The sequence below is a fragment of the Aquitalea sp. ASV15 genome, assembly GCF_016429115.1.
GTDB classification, from domain to species: Bacteria; Pseudomonadota; Gammaproteobacteria; order Burkholderiales; family Chromobacteriaceae; genus Aquitalea; species Aquitalea magnusonii.
In genome coordinates this window covers 45,914-63,245 of sequence record NZ_JAELTZ010000024.1, presented here as the reverse complement: position 1 = coordinate 63,245, position 17,332 = coordinate 45,914, and the positions used below count along the sequence as shown (strand labels likewise).

At 63.3% G+C, this 17,332-nt stretch carries 17 protein-coding genes; 6 read left to right on the top strand and 11 right to left on the bottom strand.

Annotation, left to right across the window (positions count from 1 at the left end):
- Positions 1–94: 94 nt before the first annotated feature.
- The gene (locus JHD64_RS12420) at positions 95–754 is read right to left on the bottom strand and encodes a DUF3304 domain-containing protein (RefSeq protein WP_199053419.1); all 660 of its coding nucleotides are present in this window, start codon (positions 752–754) and stop codon (positions 95–97) included.
- Positions 736–1,416, bottom strand: a complete 681-nt coding sequence (locus tag JHD64_RS12415; RefSeq protein ID WP_199053418.1) for a DUF3304 domain-containing protein — start codon at positions 1,414–1,416, stop codon at positions 736–738. The genes JHD64_RS12420 and JHD64_RS12415 overlap by 19 nt, the downstream gene beginning before the upstream one ends.
- A 353-nt stretch (positions 1,417–1,769) precedes the next feature.
- Between JHD64_RS12415 and JHD64_RS12410 the strand changes: the two genes are divergently transcribed.
- The 5 genes from JHD64_RS12410 to JHD64_RS12390 are packed head-to-tail and all read left to right on the top strand — an operon-like array spanning position 1,770 to position 6,087.
- A complete protein-coding gene (locus tag JHD64_RS12410; RefSeq protein WP_199053417.1) occupies positions 1,770–2,549 on the top strand; it encodes a 5-oxoprolinase subunit PxpA in 780 nt (259 codons plus the stop codon).
- 35 nt (positions 2,550–2,584) lie between these two features.
- Positions 2,585–2,827 carry an acetyl-CoA carboxylase gene (locus tag JHD64_RS12405; RefSeq protein WP_199053416.1) on the top strand — a complete coding sequence of 81 codons (243 nt, stop codon included), beginning with the start codon at positions 2,585–2,587 and terminating at the stop codon, positions 2,825–2,827.
- Positions 2,824–4,242: an acetyl-CoA carboxylase biotin carboxylase subunit gene (locus JHD64_RS12400; protein WP_199053415.1), complete on the top strand. Its 1,419-nt coding sequence runs from the start codon at positions 2,824–2,826 to the stop codon at positions 4,240–4,242. Before JHD64_RS12405 ends, JHD64_RS12400 begins: the two co-directional genes overlap by 4 nt.
- On the top strand, positions 4,239–5,114 hold the full coding sequence (locus tag JHD64_RS12395) for an allophanate hydrolase subunit 1 (RefSeq protein WP_199053414.1): 876 nt from the start codon (positions 4,239–4,241) through the stop codon (positions 5,112–5,114). Before JHD64_RS12400 ends, JHD64_RS12395 begins: the two co-directional genes overlap by 4 nt.
- Positions 5,104–6,087, top strand: a complete 984-nt coding sequence (locus JHD64_RS12390) for a biotin-dependent carboxyltransferase family protein (RefSeq protein ID WP_199053413.1) — start codon at positions 5,104–5,106, stop codon at positions 6,085–6,087. Before JHD64_RS12395 ends, JHD64_RS12390 begins: the two co-directional genes overlap by 11 nt.
- Here the strand turns inward: JHD64_RS12390 and JHD64_RS12385 are convergent.
- The 7 genes from JHD64_RS12385 to JHD64_RS12355 form a co-directional block, all read right to left on the bottom strand.
- The gene (locus JHD64_RS12385) at positions 6,042–7,259 is read right to left on the bottom strand and encodes a GGDEF domain-containing protein (protein WP_199053412.1); all 1,218 of its coding nucleotides are present in this window, start codon (positions 7,257–7,259) and stop codon (positions 6,042–6,044) included. The two genes, JHD64_RS12390 and JHD64_RS12385, sit on opposite strands and share 46 nt — an antisense overlap.
- Before the next feature lie 294 nt (positions 7,260–7,553).
- The gene (locus tag JHD64_RS12380) at positions 7,554–8,996 is read right to left on the bottom strand and encodes an efflux transporter outer membrane subunit (protein WP_199053411.1); all 1,443 of its coding nucleotides are present in this window, start codon (positions 8,994–8,996) and stop codon (positions 7,554–7,556) included.
- Positions 8,993–9,874: an HlyD family secretion protein gene (locus tag JHD64_RS12375; RefSeq protein WP_199053410.1), complete on the bottom strand. Its 882-nt coding sequence runs from the start codon at positions 9,872–9,874 to the stop codon at positions 8,993–8,995. The genes JHD64_RS12380 and JHD64_RS12375 overlap by 4 nt, the downstream gene beginning before the upstream one ends.
- Before the next feature lie 2 nt (positions 9,875–9,876).
- Positions 9,877–10,080: a DUF1656 domain-containing protein gene (locus JHD64_RS12370; RefSeq protein ID WP_059285457.1), complete on the bottom strand. Its 204-nt coding sequence runs from the start codon at positions 10,078–10,080 to the stop codon at positions 9,877–9,879.
- Positions 10,077–12,146 carry an FUSC family protein gene (locus tag JHD64_RS12365; RefSeq protein WP_199053409.1) on the bottom strand — a complete coding sequence of 690 codons (2,070 nt, stop codon included), beginning with the start codon at positions 12,144–12,146 and terminating at the stop codon, positions 10,077–10,079. The genes JHD64_RS12370 and JHD64_RS12365 overlap by 4 nt, the downstream gene beginning before the upstream one ends.
- The gene (locus tag JHD64_RS12360; protein ID WP_233170471.1) at positions 12,143–12,640 is read right to left on the bottom strand and encodes a MarR family winged helix-turn-helix transcriptional regulator; all 498 of its coding nucleotides are present in this window, start codon (positions 12,638–12,640) and stop codon (positions 12,143–12,145) included. The genes JHD64_RS12365 and JHD64_RS12360 overlap by 4 nt, the downstream gene beginning before the upstream one ends.
- A gap of 219 nt (positions 12,641–12,859) precedes the next feature.
- Positions 12,860–13,261: a glycine zipper domain-containing protein gene (locus JHD64_RS12355; RefSeq protein ID WP_199053408.1), complete on the bottom strand. Its 402-nt coding sequence runs from the start codon at positions 13,259–13,261 to the stop codon at positions 12,860–12,862.
- 214 nt (positions 13,262–13,475) lie between these two features.
- Here JHD64_RS12355 and JHD64_RS12350 point away from each other — a divergent pair, with 214 nt between their 5' ends.
- On the top strand, positions 13,476–14,453 hold the full coding sequence (locus JHD64_RS12350; protein WP_059287545.1) for a TrkA family potassium uptake protein: 978 nt from the start codon (positions 13,476–13,478) through the stop codon (positions 14,451–14,453).
- A 62-nt stretch (positions 14,454–14,515) separates the two neighbouring features.
- Here the strand turns inward: JHD64_RS12350 and JHD64_RS12345 are convergent, their stop codons facing one another.
- Positions 14,516–16,336 carry a family 2A encapsulin nanocompartment cargo protein cysteine desulfurase gene (locus tag JHD64_RS12345; protein WP_199053407.1) on the bottom strand — a complete coding sequence of 607 codons (1,821 nt, stop codon included), beginning with the start codon at positions 16,334–16,336 and terminating at the stop codon, positions 14,516–14,518.
- Positions 16,311–17,243 carry a family 2A encapsulin nanocompartment shell protein gene (locus tag JHD64_RS12340; protein WP_059285573.1) on the bottom strand — a complete coding sequence of 311 codons (933 nt, stop codon included), beginning with the start codon at positions 17,241–17,243 and terminating at the stop codon, positions 16,311–16,313. The genes JHD64_RS12345 and JHD64_RS12340 overlap by 26 nt, the downstream gene beginning before the upstream one ends.
- Positions 17,244–17,332 lie beyond the last annotated feature (89 nt).

The following is a 17,332-nucleotide window of genomic DNA, read 5'->3' as shown; positions in this document are numbered from 1 at the left end:
TGCAGATAGCGCATGTCGCGCAGCTCCTGCGCATCACTGGGGAAGGCATCCAGCTGATCATCCCAGGGTGCGGCCAGCTGGGCGTGTTCCAGGTTTATTGGGGTTTCGGACATGACTGACCCTCCATCTGTTTGGCTTCGGCTCTCCACTGTTTGATCAGCGGGTATTTCTCTTTACAGTCCAGCACCAGCCTCACCAGATGGCAGGGCAGGAAGGCCAGATTCAGGCCGCAGGTACTGCCATATCGTGGAATCTCCACCTGCGCGCTGTAGTGCTGGTAGCTGGCTTCTTTCTTTTTCATGTATTCACGAAAAGCATTCTCATTTTTAGGACCGCACCCCAGGCAAGGGTTGGGGTCCTCCACCCAGCGCACGGTGGCCATCAGACCGGGACGCCAGGTACGGGGCAGCGTGGCGCAGCACACCTCGCCGGCAAATACCGCTGACTTGCCCAGAAACTCAAACGTGACGGATTTGACGGTGTAGATTTCCGGGTTGAAGTCATACAAATGGGTGGGCACACCGATCAGCCCACCACCTGGCCCGGCCAGGAGGCTGGAGCAGGCCGCCAGCCATGGCAACAGCAGGCAGAGCAGCGCGCGACGGAGCCAGCGGATGGCGCTGTGGTGCATGGCCGCTTGCGGCCAAGGGCGGATGTCGCGCAGCGCTTGGGTATCACGGGGGGCTGCATCCAGCTGCTCATCCCAGGGTGCGGCCAGTTGGGCGTGTTCCAGGTTTATTGGGGTTTCGGACATGATTGACCCTCCAGTTGTTTGGCTTCGGCTTCCCATTGGGCAAGCATCGGGAATACTTGTTTGCTATCGATCACCAGTCGCACCTGATGGCAGGGCAGGAAGGCCAGATTGATGCCATAGGTATCCTTGTACGGCGGAATCTCCACCTGCGCGCTGTAGTGCTGGTAGGTGGTTTGCTTTTTTTTCATGTACTCGCGAAAAGCATTGCGGTCTTTCGGACCACAATCCAAGCAAGGGTTGGGGTCCTCCACCCAACGCACGGTGGCCATCAGACCGGGGCGCCAGATACGGGGCAGCGTGGCGCAGCACTCCTCACCGCCGGATACCCCGGCCACACCCAGAAACTCAAACTCAGCGCTGATGACGGTGTAGATTTCCGGGTTGAAGTCATACAAATGGGTGGGCACGCCGATCAGCCCGCCACCCGGCCCGGCCAGGAAGCTGGAGCAGGCCGCCAGCCAGGGCAGCAGCAGGCATGACAGGCTGTACTTGTACGCAGACAGCAGCAAGTAAGCGCGATAAGGCGCCGGCTTAGCAGGTGGGCTGAATATGCCGGGAAGAGAGGGCTGCAAGGTGCAAGTTGACTGCGTGGTGGTGGCGTGTTGGATGAAGAGGTCCAGCACCAGGTGGATGGGAAGGCGCAGCTGGCAGGGGTTGGGCATGGGTGGGAACGGGCCGTTGTGATGACATTGTCAATGATTGGAGGCGCTCTGACTGATGCCAATCAGATCGGGAGGAGCCAGTGCGGGGAAAGGTCTAAATATGCGTACCAGGCGAATTGACCAGCACGGATGCAAGGAGCTGCTTGGCCAGAACACCTGAGCAAGTCATGACTGCCTTGTGGTACAGCTGACCCTCCGTTGCGCCGCAAGGTTGAAGCGGCAAATGCCCTTTCCTGCCTGGCGGACGAGCGGCATCAAGAAAATTGATACCTCGCTATCAAAATTTAAAACTTTCCCCGTTTCCTTCCACTGCTTACGGTGTCGGTCTGACTCACGCTCAGACAGGAATGCACATGCAAAAGCAGGTAATCGACCTGAACGCCGACATGGGCGAAAGTTTTGGTCCCTGGCATCTCGGCGACGGTGACGACCCGTCCATCATGCCGCTGCTGTCATCGGCCAATATCGCCACCGGTTTTCATGCCGGCGATCCGGCCACCATGGCCAGCAGCGTCGCACTGGCCAAACAATACGGTGTGGCGGTGGGCGCCCACCCCGGTTATCGCGATCTGGTGGGTTTCGGCCGGCGCACCATCCAGGCCAGTGTGCAGGAGCTGGTGCAGGATGCGATATACCAGATCGGCGCACTGCAAGCCTTTCTGCAACTGGCAGGCTTGCGCATGCAGCACGTCAAGCCGCACGGGGCCTTGTATATGGCAATGGCAGCCAGCGAAGACCTGTCGTTGGCCTTCTTGCAAGCGCTGCAAGGCTTGTCACCGGCTCTGGCGGTGTATTGCATGGCCGGCTCGGCCACCCACCTTGCGGCAAAGCAGCTGGGGGTAAGGGCCATCTGCGAATTCTTTGCCGATCGTGACTACGATGCCAGCGGCAGCATTGTCTTTACCCGCCAGATGGGCCGGCTCTGCCCCACTACCGTGGCCGACAAGGTGATGCTGGCCTGCCGGCAAGGGCTGGTGGATACCGTGGACGGCCAGCGCATCCCCATCGCATTCGACTCCATCTGCATACACAGCGACACCCCCGGTGCACTGCAACTGATCCGCACCACCCGCAACCGGCTGCTGGAGGCCGGCATCACCATTCGCGCGCCACAAGGCCAAAGCGCCGCCTGAGCCAGCGAAAAGCAAGCCATACAAGGAGAAGCCCCATGCCCGAACACCTGATCCCTGCCCCGCTGCCCGGCACCTTTTATCGCCGCCCGGCCCCCGATGCTGCCCCCTATGTGACAGAAGGCAGTCCTGTAGAAGCCGATACCGTGATTGCCTGCATCGAGGTGATGAAGCAGTTCAATGAAATGACCGCCGGGCACGGCGGGCAGTTAATGGCCTTTCTGGTGGAAGACGGCGAGGCCGTAGAGATCGGCCAGCCGGTGGCCAGGGTGCTGACATGAGCCAGCCCATTGTCCTGAAGAATATCCGCCGCCTGCTGGTGGCCAACCGCGGCGAAATTGCAGTACGCATCCTCCGTGCCGCCCGTGAAATGGGGCTGCAGACAGTACTGGCCCACAGCAGTGCCGACCGCGACAGCCTGGCCTGCCAGCTGGCAGAGCTGACGGTGGAAATCGGCCCGGCACCGGCTAGCAAAAGCTATCTGGACATTCCGGCCATTCTGGCTGCCGCCCGCAGTCATCAGGTGGATGCCATTCACCCCGGCTATGGCTTTCTTGCGGAAAGTGCCGAATTTGCCCGCCAGGTGGAAGCCGCCGGCATGATTTTTGTCGGCCCGACCGCCGACACCATCGCGCTGATGGGGGACAAGGCACAGGCGCGTGCCACCGCCCAGGCCGCCGGCGTGGCCACCGTACCGGGCAGCCTGGGCGCACTGGCTGATGTGGCGGCAGCAATGGCCGCTGCCAGCGACATCGGCTACCCGCTGCTGATCAAGGCGGTGGCCGGTGGCGGCGGTCGTGGCATCCGTGTGGTCGACAGCGCCGCTGCATTGCCGGCCGCCTTTGCCGCCGCCCAGCGCGAGGCGCAGAGTGCCTTTGGCGATGGTCAGTTATATCTGGAAAGATTCATGCCGCAGGCGCGCCATCTGGAAGTGCAAATCCTGGGCGACGGCCAGCGGGTGATTCATTGCTACGAGCGCGAATGCTCGCTGCAACGCCGCCGCCAGAAAATCATGGAAGAAGCCCCCTCCCCGGCGCTGGATGCGCAGCAGCGCGACCGACTGTGTCAGGCCGCCGTCCGGCTGGCACAGTCGGTAGCCTACCGCGGGGCCGGTACGCTGGAGTTTCTGTTTGATCAGGGCGCGTTCTATTTCATCGAGATGAATACCCGCATCCAGGTGGAACACCCGATCACTGAAATGGTGACTGGCCTCGACCTGCTGCGCGAAATGCTGCTGATTGCCGACGGCCAGCCCTTGCGCTGGCAGCAGCAAGACATCCGGCTGCGCGGTGCCGCCATCGAATGCCGCATCAATGCCGAAGACCCGCAGCAAGACTTCCGCCCCTCGCCCGGCACCATCCGGAACCTGCAACTACCCGGCGGGCCGGGCGTGCGCGTGGACAGCATGCTGTACCCGGGCTATGTCATCCCGCCCTATTACGACTCCATGCTGGCCAAGCTGATTGTGTGGGACGAAAGCCGCGAACGCGCGCTGTGCCGCATGCGCCGCGCGCTGGGCGAACTGCATATCAGCGGCATTGCCCACACCGGGGGCCTGCATCTGGCCTTGCTGGCCGATGCCGATGTACGTGCCGGACGCTACCACACCCGCTTTCTGGAGCAGTGGCTGACACACTGGCAAGGCAGTGAAACCGGGGCCAGTCCGGGGGCCAGCAGCGTGGGGAGGCTGGCATGAGCATTCGCTACACCTTTGGCGGCGACGAATTCCTGTTTGCCGAAATCAGCGAGTCGATGTCCCTGCCCGCCTGCTTTACCGGCATGGCCATCACCGAACAGCTGCGCCAGCAGCGCTGGCCGGGGATACTGGAAATCTGCCCGGCCAATGCCTCGTTCCAGCTGCGCTTTGACCCGGACATCCTGCCGGCGGAACAATTGCTGCAAGGGCTGCGCCAGCTGGAGCAGTCGGTCCAGGACAGCCCGCCGGTACTGGACACCCGGCTGCTGGAAATCCCGGTCTGGTATAACGACCCCTGGACGCGGGAAGTGGGGGCGCGCTTTCGCCAGCGTCATCAGGACCCGCAATCCACCGATCTGGAATACGCGGCGCGGATCAACGGGTTTGACTCGGTAGACGCCTTTATTGCCGCCCATAGCGGTTCGCCGTGGTTTGTCTCCATGGTGGGCTTTGTCGCCGGCCTGCCCTTTCTCTACCAGATGGTGGAACGCGATCAGCAGTTGCAAGTACCCAAGTACCTGAGCCCGCGCACCGCCACCCCGCGCCAGACCATCGGCCATGGCGGCTGTTTTGCCTGTATTTACTCGGTAGAAGGGGCTGGTGGCTACCAGATGTTCGGCATCACGCCGGCACCGATTTACGACCCGCAGCAAAGCCTGCCCTATCTGGCCGACAGCATGGTGTTGTTCCGGCCCGGCGATATTGTCCGCTTCAAGCCCATCACCCAGCAGCAATACGCAGCGGCCATCCAGGCGGTGTCTGCGGGCAGCTTCCAGCTGGATATCTTTCCGGTCCGTTTCGACCTGGCGGACTTCCTGGCCAATCCGCAAGCCTATGCACAATCACTACCGGGAAGCCGCCATGCACATTAAAGTCATCAAGCCCGGCCTTGCCAGTTCGGTACAGGACGCGGGCCGCAACGGCTACTATCACCTGGGCATTCCGCCTTGCGGCGCACTGGACCAATACTCTTTTCGCGCCGCCAACCTGCTGCTGGGCAACCCGGAAAATGCTGCCGTGCTGGAGTGCACGCTGCTGGGTCCGCAGCTGCAATTCAGCGTGGCCTGCCGCATTGCCGTCTGTGGTGCTGCCATGCAGCCACGTATCAATGGCCAGCCACAGCCCACACATCAGGTTTTGTCGATTGCCGCGGGGGATACGCTGGATTTCCTGCCGGCCACCGCCGGCATGCGTGCCTATCTGGCGGTTAGCGGCGGCATCGACGTGCCAGAAGTGCTGGGCAGCCGTTCAACTTATACGCTGGGCAGCCTGGGTGGGTATCTGGGCCGACGCTTGCAGGCTGGCGATAGCCTGCCACTGGGCCTCGCGCCGGCAGCGGTGGCGCCGCTAGGCCGCAGCCTACCGGCAGCACTGTGGCGCAGCCTGCCGCAGCGGGCGACGGTCCGGGTATTGCCCGGCTTGTATGCCCATCGCCTCACGGCGCAATCGGCTGCACGCTTCTATCAGGAGCCATGGACGGTGGCCTCGGAGTCCGACCGCACGGGCTACCGGCTGAAAGGCGGCATGCCCTTGCAGTTTCAGCCACGGGAAGCGCCCTTTGGCGCGGGGGATGATCCGTCCAACATCGTGGATGCCGGCTATCCCATCGGCTCGATCCAGCTGCCGGCCGGCAAGGAGGCCATCATCCTGCTGCGCGATGCCGTCTCCGGCGGGGGGTATGCCATGGTGGGCACGGTCATCAGTGCCGATCTGGACGTGGTGGCGCAATTACAACCCAATCAGGGGATCACCTTTGCCGCAGTCGACATGCAGGAAGCCTTGCAGGCACGCCAGCAGTATCAGGCCGGTTTGCAGCAATTGCGCAAGGCGGTGCAAGCCGGCTGAGCCGACGCATCCTGGCTGACGATGGCATTGCGTCCGGCCTGCTTGGCGGCATACAGGGCTTGGTCGGCATGGCGGTACAGATCGCTGAAGTTAGCGCCCGCTGCATGCACGGCCAGGCCCATGCTGACGCTGTAGCGCAGGCTGCCGCTGTCGGTCACCACCTGCTGCGCGGCCACGGCCTGACGCAGGCGCTCGGCCACACGCATGGCCTCGGCAGGCGGTGTGGCCGGCAAGGCAATGCCAAACTCTTCGCCCCCCATGCGGCCGATATAGTCGCCAGCCCGCAGCTGCCGCCGAATCAGCTCGGTAAAGGCCACCAGCACCCGGTCACCGGCCTGGTGGCCATGGTTGTCGTTGATGCGCTTGAAGAAATCCAGGTCGGCCAGCACAAAGCAAAAGGCATCGCCGCTGATATTGGCCCGCTGCAGGTCGGCCACGATGCGCGACTCGAAACTTTGCCGGGTCAGCGTGCCGGTCATGCCATCGCGCTCGGCACGCCAGGTGGCATCGCTCAGCAGCTGCTGCTGCACCATGGCCGCCGCCAGCATGGACAGACCGGGCACCAGCGCCGCGGTCAGGCTCATCGACAGCACATTGACCAGCGTATTGGCAAACAGGTCGGACAGATTGCCAAAACCAGCGCCGTAATAGATGGCGCGCGATGCATGCAACAAGGCGGTGGCCGTGCTGCAGCATGCGCCCAGCCAGTAGACGGCCGCGCCCTGCCCCGGCGGGCGGTGGCGCCACAGCAGGTAGGCCGTGGCGACAAACACCACGGCAATGCCGCCCGAGGCAATGATGACGCGCAGCCGGATCACATCCTCCACCAGGGTGAACCACAGCAGGCCAGCAAGGGCGCAGCACACCAGTAGCAACCAGCCACGGGCGTGGGTGGGACGGCCGAGGAAACGGGCGCAACCGATATAGAACAGGCTGGCGGCAAGCAGACCCAGCCCGTTGCTGAGCACCACGCTGAACACCAGCGGCAGCACGGCACGCAGCCCCAGTGCCGGCAGATAGGCCACCATGGCGATATTGGCGGCAATCCAGCTGCGGGTACCCGCCACACCGGCCTTGCGCAGGGCCAGCAGTTGCGCCAGGATGCAGGCGCACAAAATATCGGTTACCAGAAAAACCGGCAGCAATACGGGGACGCTGGCAGATGCGGGCATGGGGCTTCCGGACTGAAAACGGCGATGGCAGATGCTATATGCACTACCGGGCCGGCACAACAAAAATTACACTCATATGGCATGAATCGTCACTGCTGGCAGCGCCCAGGCTGCAGCACGGGCCCTCATAGCAGCATGCCGCGGGCAAGACCGGACAGTACACCCGGACCACGGCGCAGCGACGAAGACAGGACAAGAGCAGTTCCTGCCATGCCACTGGCTGATTGATCCACGGTCTATACCTTCAGCTTGCCCACCCCGGCGCGCACGACCTCTCAGCGCAGCTGGCCCTCCTTAATGGCCGGCCTGGGTCTTGCCCTCCTCCCAGCCCCCGCCCAGCGCCAGGAACAGATTGACCTGATCCTGTGCCAGCTGGCTTTCGGCGCTGGCCACGGCCATTTCATTGCTGACCAGGGTGCGGTCGGCATCCAGGCTGGACAAATAGGGTGAGCGGCCTGCCTGATACAGGCGGCGGTTCTGCGCGGCAGCCTGTCGGGCACTGTCGCGCGCGGTACGCAGCAATGCCAGCCGCTGCAAATCCTTGCCATACAGGCTGAGGCTGGTTTCCACCTCGCGCAGGGCATTGAGCACCACCCCGTCGAAGTGGGCCAGCGCCGCCGCATTGTCGGCCTTGGCCGCGGTCACCCGCGCCCGGGCACCGCTGTCGGGAATGGTCCAGCTGATCAGCGGGCCATAACCGAAACGCTGGGTGGAGCGCTGCCCCACATCTTCCAGCAGGCCGGTAAAGCCGGCCGATGCCCCCAGCGTGATGCTGGGGTACAGCTCGGCCGTGGCCACGCCTATCATGGCGCTGGATTGTGCCAGCTTGCGCTCGGCCTGCTGCACATCCGGCCGCCGCGCCAGCAAGGCCCGGCCGTCGCCCACCGGAATGGCTTGCGCCAGCTGCGGCTCCTGCGCGCAGGCCAGTGCCGCAGGCGGCAGCGCCTCGGCCGGGGTTTGTCCCAGCAGCATGGCCAGGCGATAACGCGCGGCATCGCGCTGCGCCTGATAGGCCGGCAGGCCGGCCGCCACGCTGTCGGCCTGCGCCTGCGCGCGCAGCACATCGGTGGCGGTGAGCCGGCCGGCACCGGCCAGGAGGCGCGTCAGTTCCAGCTGTTTCTGCTGCAGCGCCGACTGCTGTTGCAATACCTGGTAGCCGTGATTGGCCGAGCAGATCTGCAGATAGCTGCGCACGGTTTCGGCGGTCACGGTGATGCGCGCCAGATCGCGGGCGGCGGCACTGGCTTCGCTATTGGCTTCGGCAGCCTCGTCGCCGCGTCTGAGCTTGCCAAACAGGTCCAGCTGGTAGGCCACACGGATGCCCTCGTCTCCCAGATTGCTCACCGGCAAGGGGACGTCCAGCAACATGCTCTGGCCGGAGATACGCGCCCGTTCGGCCGATGCCGACAGTTCGGCATGCGGGCCGGCCTCGGCACTGACCTGGCTCGCCACCGCCAGTGCCTTTTGCAGATTGGCCGTGGCCGCGCGCAAATCGGTATTGGCCTGTTGCGCCTGCTCCACCAGCTGGTTCAGCACCGGATCGTGGTAGAGCTGCCACCAGCGCGGGGCCACCGGCTGGCTGGAGGTCTGCCGGCCATCGGCATTGGCAAAGCGGCCCTGGGCTGCCTGGCGTTGCATGACCGCGCCAGCCGGCAGATGGTAATCCGGGCCGACGCTGGTGCAGCCGGCAAGCGCGGTCAGCGCCAGCAGCAGGCTGGCAGGATACAGCCGGCTCACGGCTGCTCTCCCTTGCCGGCCACCACGGCCACGGTGGCGGTGCGCCCGGCAATCATGCGGAAGTCGGCCGGAACCTCATCCAGGGTGATGCGCACCGGAATGCGCTGGGCCAGCCGCACCCAGTTGAAGGTGGGATTGACATTGGGCAGCAGGGTGGCGCCATTGCTGCGGTCGCGGTCTTCGATTCCGGCGGCAATGCTCTGCACATGGCCGCGCAACTTGTGCGTCTCGCCCATGATCTGGATTTCCACCGGCTGGTTGACCCTTACCCGGTTCATCTTGGTTTCTTCGAAATAGCCATCCACATGGAAGGAATGGGCATCCACCATCGACAACACCGGCTTGCCGGTGCTGACGTAATCGCCCACCCGTGGGGTGCGGTCGTTAAGGTAACCATCCACCGGGCTGCTCACCACGGTGCGCTGCAGATTGAGCCGGGCCACTTCCACCGCGGTGGTGGCAGCGGCGACGCTGGCCTCGTCCTGCTGCACACGGGCTTCGCTCTGCTCGATGCTTTCCCTGGACACCAGATCACTCAGGCCACGGTTGCGTGCGGCCTCGCGTTTTGCCTGCAGCAGCCCGGCGTTCTGCTGCGCCAGCGCCGCTTCCGCCTGCTTGAGTGCCAGCGCGTAACGGGCGCGGTCGATGACAAACAACACCTGGCCGCGTTTCACCAGCTGGTTGTCGCTGACTTTCACCTCGGTGATCAGCCCGGACACGTCCGGGGCGATCTGCACCACGTCGGCGCGGATATGCCCATCGCGCGTCCACGGCGCATTGGTGTAGTAATCCCACAGATAACGGCCCACCAGCACCGCCGCCACCACCACGATCAGGGTCAGCACCACCGGCCCTGCTTTGCCTATCAGCTTTTTCATCATTACCATCCGCGAGTCAGCACGACGAAACCGCCGAGCACAATCACATACAAGGCAAAGTTCATCAGGGAACGGTGCCATACCAGTTTGTAGAAGCCCAGCTGACCCAGCAGGATGCGCAGGCCGGCGGTGACGCCAAAGGCCAGCACCATCAGGATCAGCAGGCTGGGGAAATACACCCCGTAGATTTCGATTTCACCAATCACGGTGTCGAACCTCCTGCAGGCAAGGGTGGGCTGGCTGCCATGGCATAGCTGCCGGCAGCCGGAAACAGGGTAATGCGCAATTCAACCAGCGCATTGAGCACGGTGAGCAGGTGGTGGTCGCTGCGGCGGCCGCTGGCCAACAGCTGATTGAGCGCATCGTCGATACACTGCAACAGGCGCACATCAGCCTGCGGCTGCTGGCGCTGTTCCAGCGCCTGGCGGTAATGCCGCTCCACCGCGTCCAGCACCTGCTGCACCGCCACGCCGGCGGGGCCGGCCTGGGCATTTTCTTCCCGCTGCAAATGCAACACGCTGAAACCGGCACGCAGCTCGTTGAACACCTGTGGCAATTGCTCATTGCCGCTGGCCGCCAGCCGCGGAATCAGCAGGCCCAGCCGGTCCAGCATGCGTGCGGTGAGCCGGGTGTAATCATCCAGCCGGCGGCCCGCCGCAGTTTCGGCCAGATCATGCCAGCTGGCCCGGCGCAGCCGGCGGATGGCCAGCTCGATGCCAAAGGGGCGCACCAGCAGGCTGAACAACAGCGCAAACGACACCCCCACCACGGTAGCCACATTGCCATTGAAGAAGGCGGTGAAATCGGTGTCGTAGGCGCCTTGCAGGCTGAGGAAGGTGGCGGTGTTCACCGTCAGCATCATGGCAATCATGGTGAACTGCGGCCGGGTAAACAGGGTGCCCACCAGCAGGAAAGGGATGGCCAGCATGGCCACCAGCATTTCAAAGGTATAGGCCGCCGGAATCACCATGAACAGCAGCACGGTGGTCAGGGCAATGCTCACCACCGCCCAGATCAGGAAGGTGCGCATCATCGGGGCCGGTTCATCCAGCGCGGCAAAGAAGCAAGAGGCAATGGCCACCATGATCACTGCCCCGGAACCATCGGTCCACCCCAGCTGTATCCACAGCTGGCAGGCCAGGAAAATCGCCACCGAAGCCTGCAGCGAGGAAAACGCCATCATGCCGTAATCGTAATGCCGCGCCGTGCCGCCCACCGGCCAGTGCCGATAGGCCGGCTTCCACTGGAAAGTGGGATGCTCCTCGGCAATCAGTTGCTGCAGCAAGCGGCAGTCCAGCCACAGATTGATCAGCGATTGCAAACGCGCCAGCCCGTGGGCAATCAGCAGCGCCTGCCAGCTGTCACCGCTGGCGATCTGCTGCTTCAGCGCCGCCAGCCGTCGTTGCAACAGCGGCGCTTCGCGGCGGATGTGGCCCAGGTCGGGGCTGGCCATCCACTGCGCCACCTCGTGCATCAGCGCGCTCAAGCCGGCCGGCATGCCATCCTGCTGCCGCAGCAGCGCCTGCTTGGTTTCGGTCAGCGAGGACAAAATCGGCAGCAACATGCTCATGCGGCCACGCAGCTCGCGGGCGTTTTTCACCATGGCAAAACTGGTGGTGTCGTAAGACAGGTGGGAGATGAACTGATCCAGTGCCAGGATGTCTGCCGCCAGCTTGTGGCGGCTGGCATGCATGGGCTGGCTGGCGGCAGCGCTTTGCTGCAGCAGCTCGCAGGCCCAGTCGCGCGCATCTCCCAGCCAGCTGGCGATGCGGGCAGAGAAAATGGGTGCCACCTTGCCCGGCCACACCAGCGCCGACACCACGCTGGCGCACAGGATGCCGAGCAGGATTTCCTCACTGCGCGCCAATGCCAGATCGAAAATGCCTTCCGGGCTATTGAGCGCCGGCAAGGCAATCATCGGCAGCGTATAGGCCGACAGCATGAACAGATAGCTGCGCGGGGTGCGGTCCAGCAGCGAAATGCTCAGCAGCGTGCCGGTCCACAGCGCCACCACCAGGCTGAGCAGGGTGGGCGCATTGACAAACAGCGGCAGCAGGATGACCGCAGCCGAGGCGCCCAGCAAGGTGCCGCCAATACGGTAGACCGCCTTGGAACGGGTGGCCCCGGTCAGCGGATGCGATACCACATATACCGTGGCCATGGCCCAGTAAGGACGCGGCAAGGACAGCGCCATGGCCAGATACAGCGCCAGCATGGCCGCAGCAAAGGCCTTGGCCGAAAACAGCCAGTCACGCCAGCCCGGCAGCGTCATGCGCGCGCCTGGCCAGCCATGGCTGCCAGTTCGGCCACCAGTTCCGGCCGCTGATAGGCGGATTCCACCGCCGCAAACACACGCAAGGTGGCTTCCAGATCGGCCGGCGCCACGTCCTTGAACACCAGCGCACGCAAATCCACCAGCTCGGCCTCGATCTTGTCGCTCAGGGCACGGCCTTGCTCGGTAAACCACAGGGTATTGGAGCGCCGGTCCACCTTGTCCTTTTCACGGCGCACCAGGCCGGCACTGGCCAGCTGGTCGATAACCCGCACCAGCGATGGCCCTTCGATGCCGATTTCCTCGGCCAGCGCCACCTGGTTGATGCCCTCGCCCAGCCGGCCAATGAAAATCAGCGCCGATGCACCCGGCGCGGTCAGGCCATGGGTAAGCACCACTGCCTGGGAAATCTGCCGCCATTTGCGCCCGGCGTGCATGATGGCACTGGTGATGCCTAGCCGTAGTAAATCGACACTGTTCATAATGCTTCGCATGTAAATGATTTGATTGCTAATCAATTATAGGGAACAGCCAGCCTGGCAGGCAACAACTTTATCGCTGTTGCTATTGTGCTACTGGCGCTGGCACTGGCGCGGCGGCAAAGGCGCAGCAGCCGCCAGCACGCGCTTCAGTCAACGATAGTTGACAGCAACAGCGCATGCACAAAATGAAAAAGGCCCTGATTGCTCAGGGCCTGATTGACGGCAACAGACTCAATCACCGTGGCGATAATAGCCATCGCGCCAGTCGTGGCCACGCCAGCCGCGATCATGCCAGTCGCGGTCATGCTCGTGCCGCTCCTCATGCCAGTGCGGATAGCTCGGCGGCTCCACATAGCGCACAGGGGCGGCATAAGCCACCGGCTGGTACACCGGCACCGCCGCCGGTGCCGGACGGTAAGCGCGGTAGTCGTCACGCTGGTAGGCCAGCGCGGTGCCCACGCTGCCACCCACGGCACCGCCGATGATGGCACCATTGCGGCCACCGATGGATTGGCCGACAGCGGCGCCCACCGCGCCACCCAGTGCACCACCCAGAATGGCGGAAGCATCGGCATAGGCCATGCCGGTAAAGGAAAGCGCCAGCAGCGCGGGAATCAGGATGCGGGTTTTCATGGACTGGACCTCCAATGCGTTGATACCAGTCCAGATTAATCAATGGCAGGTAACCGCTTGTAAAACAGTGTGAAGAACCATTGCCTGCCCCACCCTGCGACATATCTGCACACAGATGGCCGCGGAGGGCGGAGACAGGCCATGCCCAGCAAATTGCATGCATGCGGCATCAGAATCGCTATAATGCCGCTTTCCCACGCTGTCTCCACCATTCATGCGCAACAGTTTCCCGCGTAAACTCATTTTCCTCAGCAGCCTGGTATTTGCCGCCCTGCTGTTTGGTACCAGTGGCTACATGCTGGTGGAGGGCTGGAGCTTTTCCGACAGCCTGTTCATGACGGTGATCACCCTGGCCACCATCGGCTACGGCGAAACCCACAACCTGTCCCTGGCTGGCCGTTATTTCACCATTGCGCTGATCGTGTTTGGCACCGGCGTGGTCGGTTATGGCATTTCCTCCCTCACCCTGATGCTGTTCCAGGGCGACCTGCCGCTTTATCTGAGACGAAAGAAAATGGAAAAACTGATTGCGCACATGCGCCAGCACACCATCATTTGCGGGCTGAGCCACACCGGGCGCTACGCGCTGGAAGAATTGCTGGGCACCCACCACCAGGTGGTGGTGATCGAAAAGGACGAGGCCAATATCGCCTTGCTGCAAGAGCGCGATGTGCCCTTCATTGTGGGCGACGCTTCCGAGGATGAGAATCTGACCGCCGCCGGCATTGCCCACGCCCGCGCGCTGATTTCCTGTCTGAGTGCCGACGCCGACAATGCCTTTGTGGTGGTGACCGCCAAGAACCTGAACCCGGCAGTGCTGGCGGTGGCCAAGGCGGAAAACGAAAGTTCGCGCAAGAAGCTGCTGGCGGTGGGCGCGGACAATGTGGTGATTCCGTCCCACCTGGGCGGCATGAATATGGCCAATATCGTGGCCCATCCGGAAACCCTGCACTTTTTCGAGCATCTGCACCAGCGCTACCCCAACCAGTTTCATGCCCAGATCCATGTGCTGGAAGAACGCTGGGAGGGCCAGCCACTGGGCAGCTTTCTCAAGGAAGGCTTCGGGAGCAAGGCCATGGTGATTGCACTGGAACGCAGCCCGGGCGAGGTGGAGTTTTCTCCCGGCCCGGAAGTCATCATGCATAGCGGCGAATCGCTGCTGCTGATCCGCAACCAGCAAGCCGCCAACTGAGCGCGGCACACGAAACAAGGGCCGATGCATGTGCATCGGCCCTTGTCCCTCAACGCCAGCCGCTAACGGCGGCGTGCCAGCCGCTGCAATACCGCTACCAGGGTATCGACTTCCTCGCAGGTGTTATAGAAAGCCAGCGAAGGCCGTACCGTGGCTTCCAGCCCGAAGCGCCGCAGAATCGGCTGGGCGCAGTGGTGGCCGGAGCGCACCGCAATGCCTTCCTGATTCAGCGCCTTGCCCACTTCCTCGGTGCGATAGCCCGGCAGCACGAAGGACAGCACGCTGGCCTTGTTGGCTGCGGTGCCAACCAGGCGCAAGCCCGGTACCGAATGCAGGCCGTGGGTGGCATACACCAGCAGGTCGTGCTCGTAATGGGCAATGGCTTCCAGCCCGATACGCTCGACATAGTCGATGGCTGCGCCAAGGCCCACCGCGTCCGCGATATTGCCGGTGCCTGCCTCGAACTTGTTGGGCGCCGGCTGATACAGCGTTTTCTCGAAGGTGACATCGGCAATCATATTGCCACCCCCTTGCCACGGCGGCATGCTGTCCAGCAATTCCTTCTTGCCGTACACCACGCCAATGCCGGTGGGTGCAAACACCTTGTGCCCGGAAAACACAAAGAAATCTGCATCCAGCGCCTGCACATTCACCCGCATATGCGATACCGATTGCGCCCCGTCCACCAGCACCCGCGCCCCGGCGGCATGCGCCAGCGCCACGATTTCCTGCACCGGCGTCACCGTTCCCAGCGCATTGGATACCTGGGTGATGGCCACCAGCCTGGTGCGGCTGTTCAGCAGCTTGCGGTATTCGTCCAGTAGGATCTGGCCGCTGTCATCCACCGGAATCACCCGGATTTTCGCCCCGCTCGCCGCTGCCAGCATTTGCCAGGGCACGATGTTGGCATGGTGCTCCAGCTGCGACACCACGATTTCATCGCCCGCGCCGATATTCTGGCGCCCCCAGGTATTGGCCACCAGATTGATGGCCTCGGTGGCACCGCGCACGAAAATCACCTGATCCGGGCTGGGTGAGCCAATAAAGCGCGCCACCTTGTTACGGGCTGCTTCATAGGCATCCGTCGCCCGTGCCGCCAGCTCATGCGCGGCGCGGTGGATGTTGGAGTTTTCGTGCTGGTAGAAATAGGCCAGCCGGTCGATTACCGCTTGCGGCTTGTGCGTGGTGGCAGCGTTGTCCAGCCAGATCAGCGGCTTGCCATTCACCCGCTCGGCCAGGATGGGGAAGTCACGACGCACGGCGTTCACATCAAAGCCATGGCCGCGACTGGCCACCTTGCGGTCGAAATCCGGCGCCTTGCCATGCTGCGGCCACTCTTCGACAAAGTAATAGCCATGGCTATTACCCTGCGCCGGAGTTGCCACCACCGGCTGGCGACTGTCACCGGCCAGCAAGGCGCGCAGCTCATCCGCCCCCGGCAGGCCAAAGGACTGTGCCGTTACCCGGTCATCCACCGCCACATCCGGTGCTGCGGAAGGATAACCGGCAGACTCGCCGATAAAGTAATACGGCGAGGACGGCACGGCTGCTCCGGCAAAGGACGGGGCCGAAGGCTGGGCTGCGGCCAGTTGCGGAATGACCGCTCCATAGCCCTCCGGGACAGCATAGGCATGCGGGCCACTACGGCCAAAGCCATCCAGCGCAGCCGGTTCCGGCGTATGCGCGGCGGCCGCAGCAGGCTGCGGCGACAGCTGCGGACCGGCCACGTCCAGATTCAGTCCGCTGGCGGCAGGTGGCGGGCTGCCTGGCTGCTGTCCGGGCAAGGCGCTGAAGAAGGCATTGGCCAGATTCGCCAGCTGGGCGACATCCGGCAGGCCGTCTGGCAGGCCGGAAGGCTTACTTGTAGGTATCTGGGTAGTCATGGTACTTGCCAATCTCCACGTCTTCGAGCACGGCCAGCGCATCTTCGGTCAGCACGGCCAGCGAGCAATACAGCGAAATCAGGTAGGACGCGATGGCGTTGCGGTTGATGCCCATGAAGCGCACCGACAGGCCCGGGCTCTGCTCACCCGCCACACCCGGCTGGTACAGGCCGATCACACCCTGACGCTTTTCACCCACGCGCAGCAGCAGGATCTTGGTCTTGCCGTCTTCGTCGATAGGCAGCTTGTCCGACGGGATGATGGGCACACCGCGCCAAGTGATGAACTGCGAACCGAACAGGCTCACGGTCGGCGGCGGCACGCCACGACGGGTGCATTCACGACCGAAGGCGGCAATGGCCAGCGGGTGCGCCAGGAAGAAGCCCGGCTCTTTCCATACCTTGGTCAGCAGCTCGTCCAGATCGTCCGGGGTCGGTGCGCCGGTCAGGGTGGAGATGCGCTGGGTATCGTCCACATTGGCCAGCAAGCCGTATTCCGGGTTGTTGATCAGCTCGGATTCCTGACGCTCCTTGATGGTTTCGATGGTCAGGCGCAGCTGTTCCTTGATCTGGTCGTGCGGGCTGCTGTACAGGTCGGACACGCGGGTGTGCACGTCCAGCACGGTAGTCACCGCATTCAGGAACAGCTCACGCGGGTGCTCTTCGTAATCGACAAAGGTTTGCGGCAGTTCGGATTCGTCGCGCTGCGAGCAGGCCACTTGCACGCCAGCGGCGTTTTTCACCCGGTTCAGACGGAAAATGCCTGCTTCTACCGGCGACCATTGCAGCAGGTGCACCAGCCAGCGCGGGCTGATGGTGGACAACTGCGGTACGGTTTTGGTGGCATTGGCTAGCTGGCGCGCGGCGTTGTCGCCCAGTGCCTGTTTGATGTCCTGATGTTGAGACATGTCTGCTCCATAAGGGATGGTGGAAGAAACAAATTGCAGGCAACACAGCCCCCTTGCCGGCGGCCTGCAGGCAATACTCCGCCAAGCCC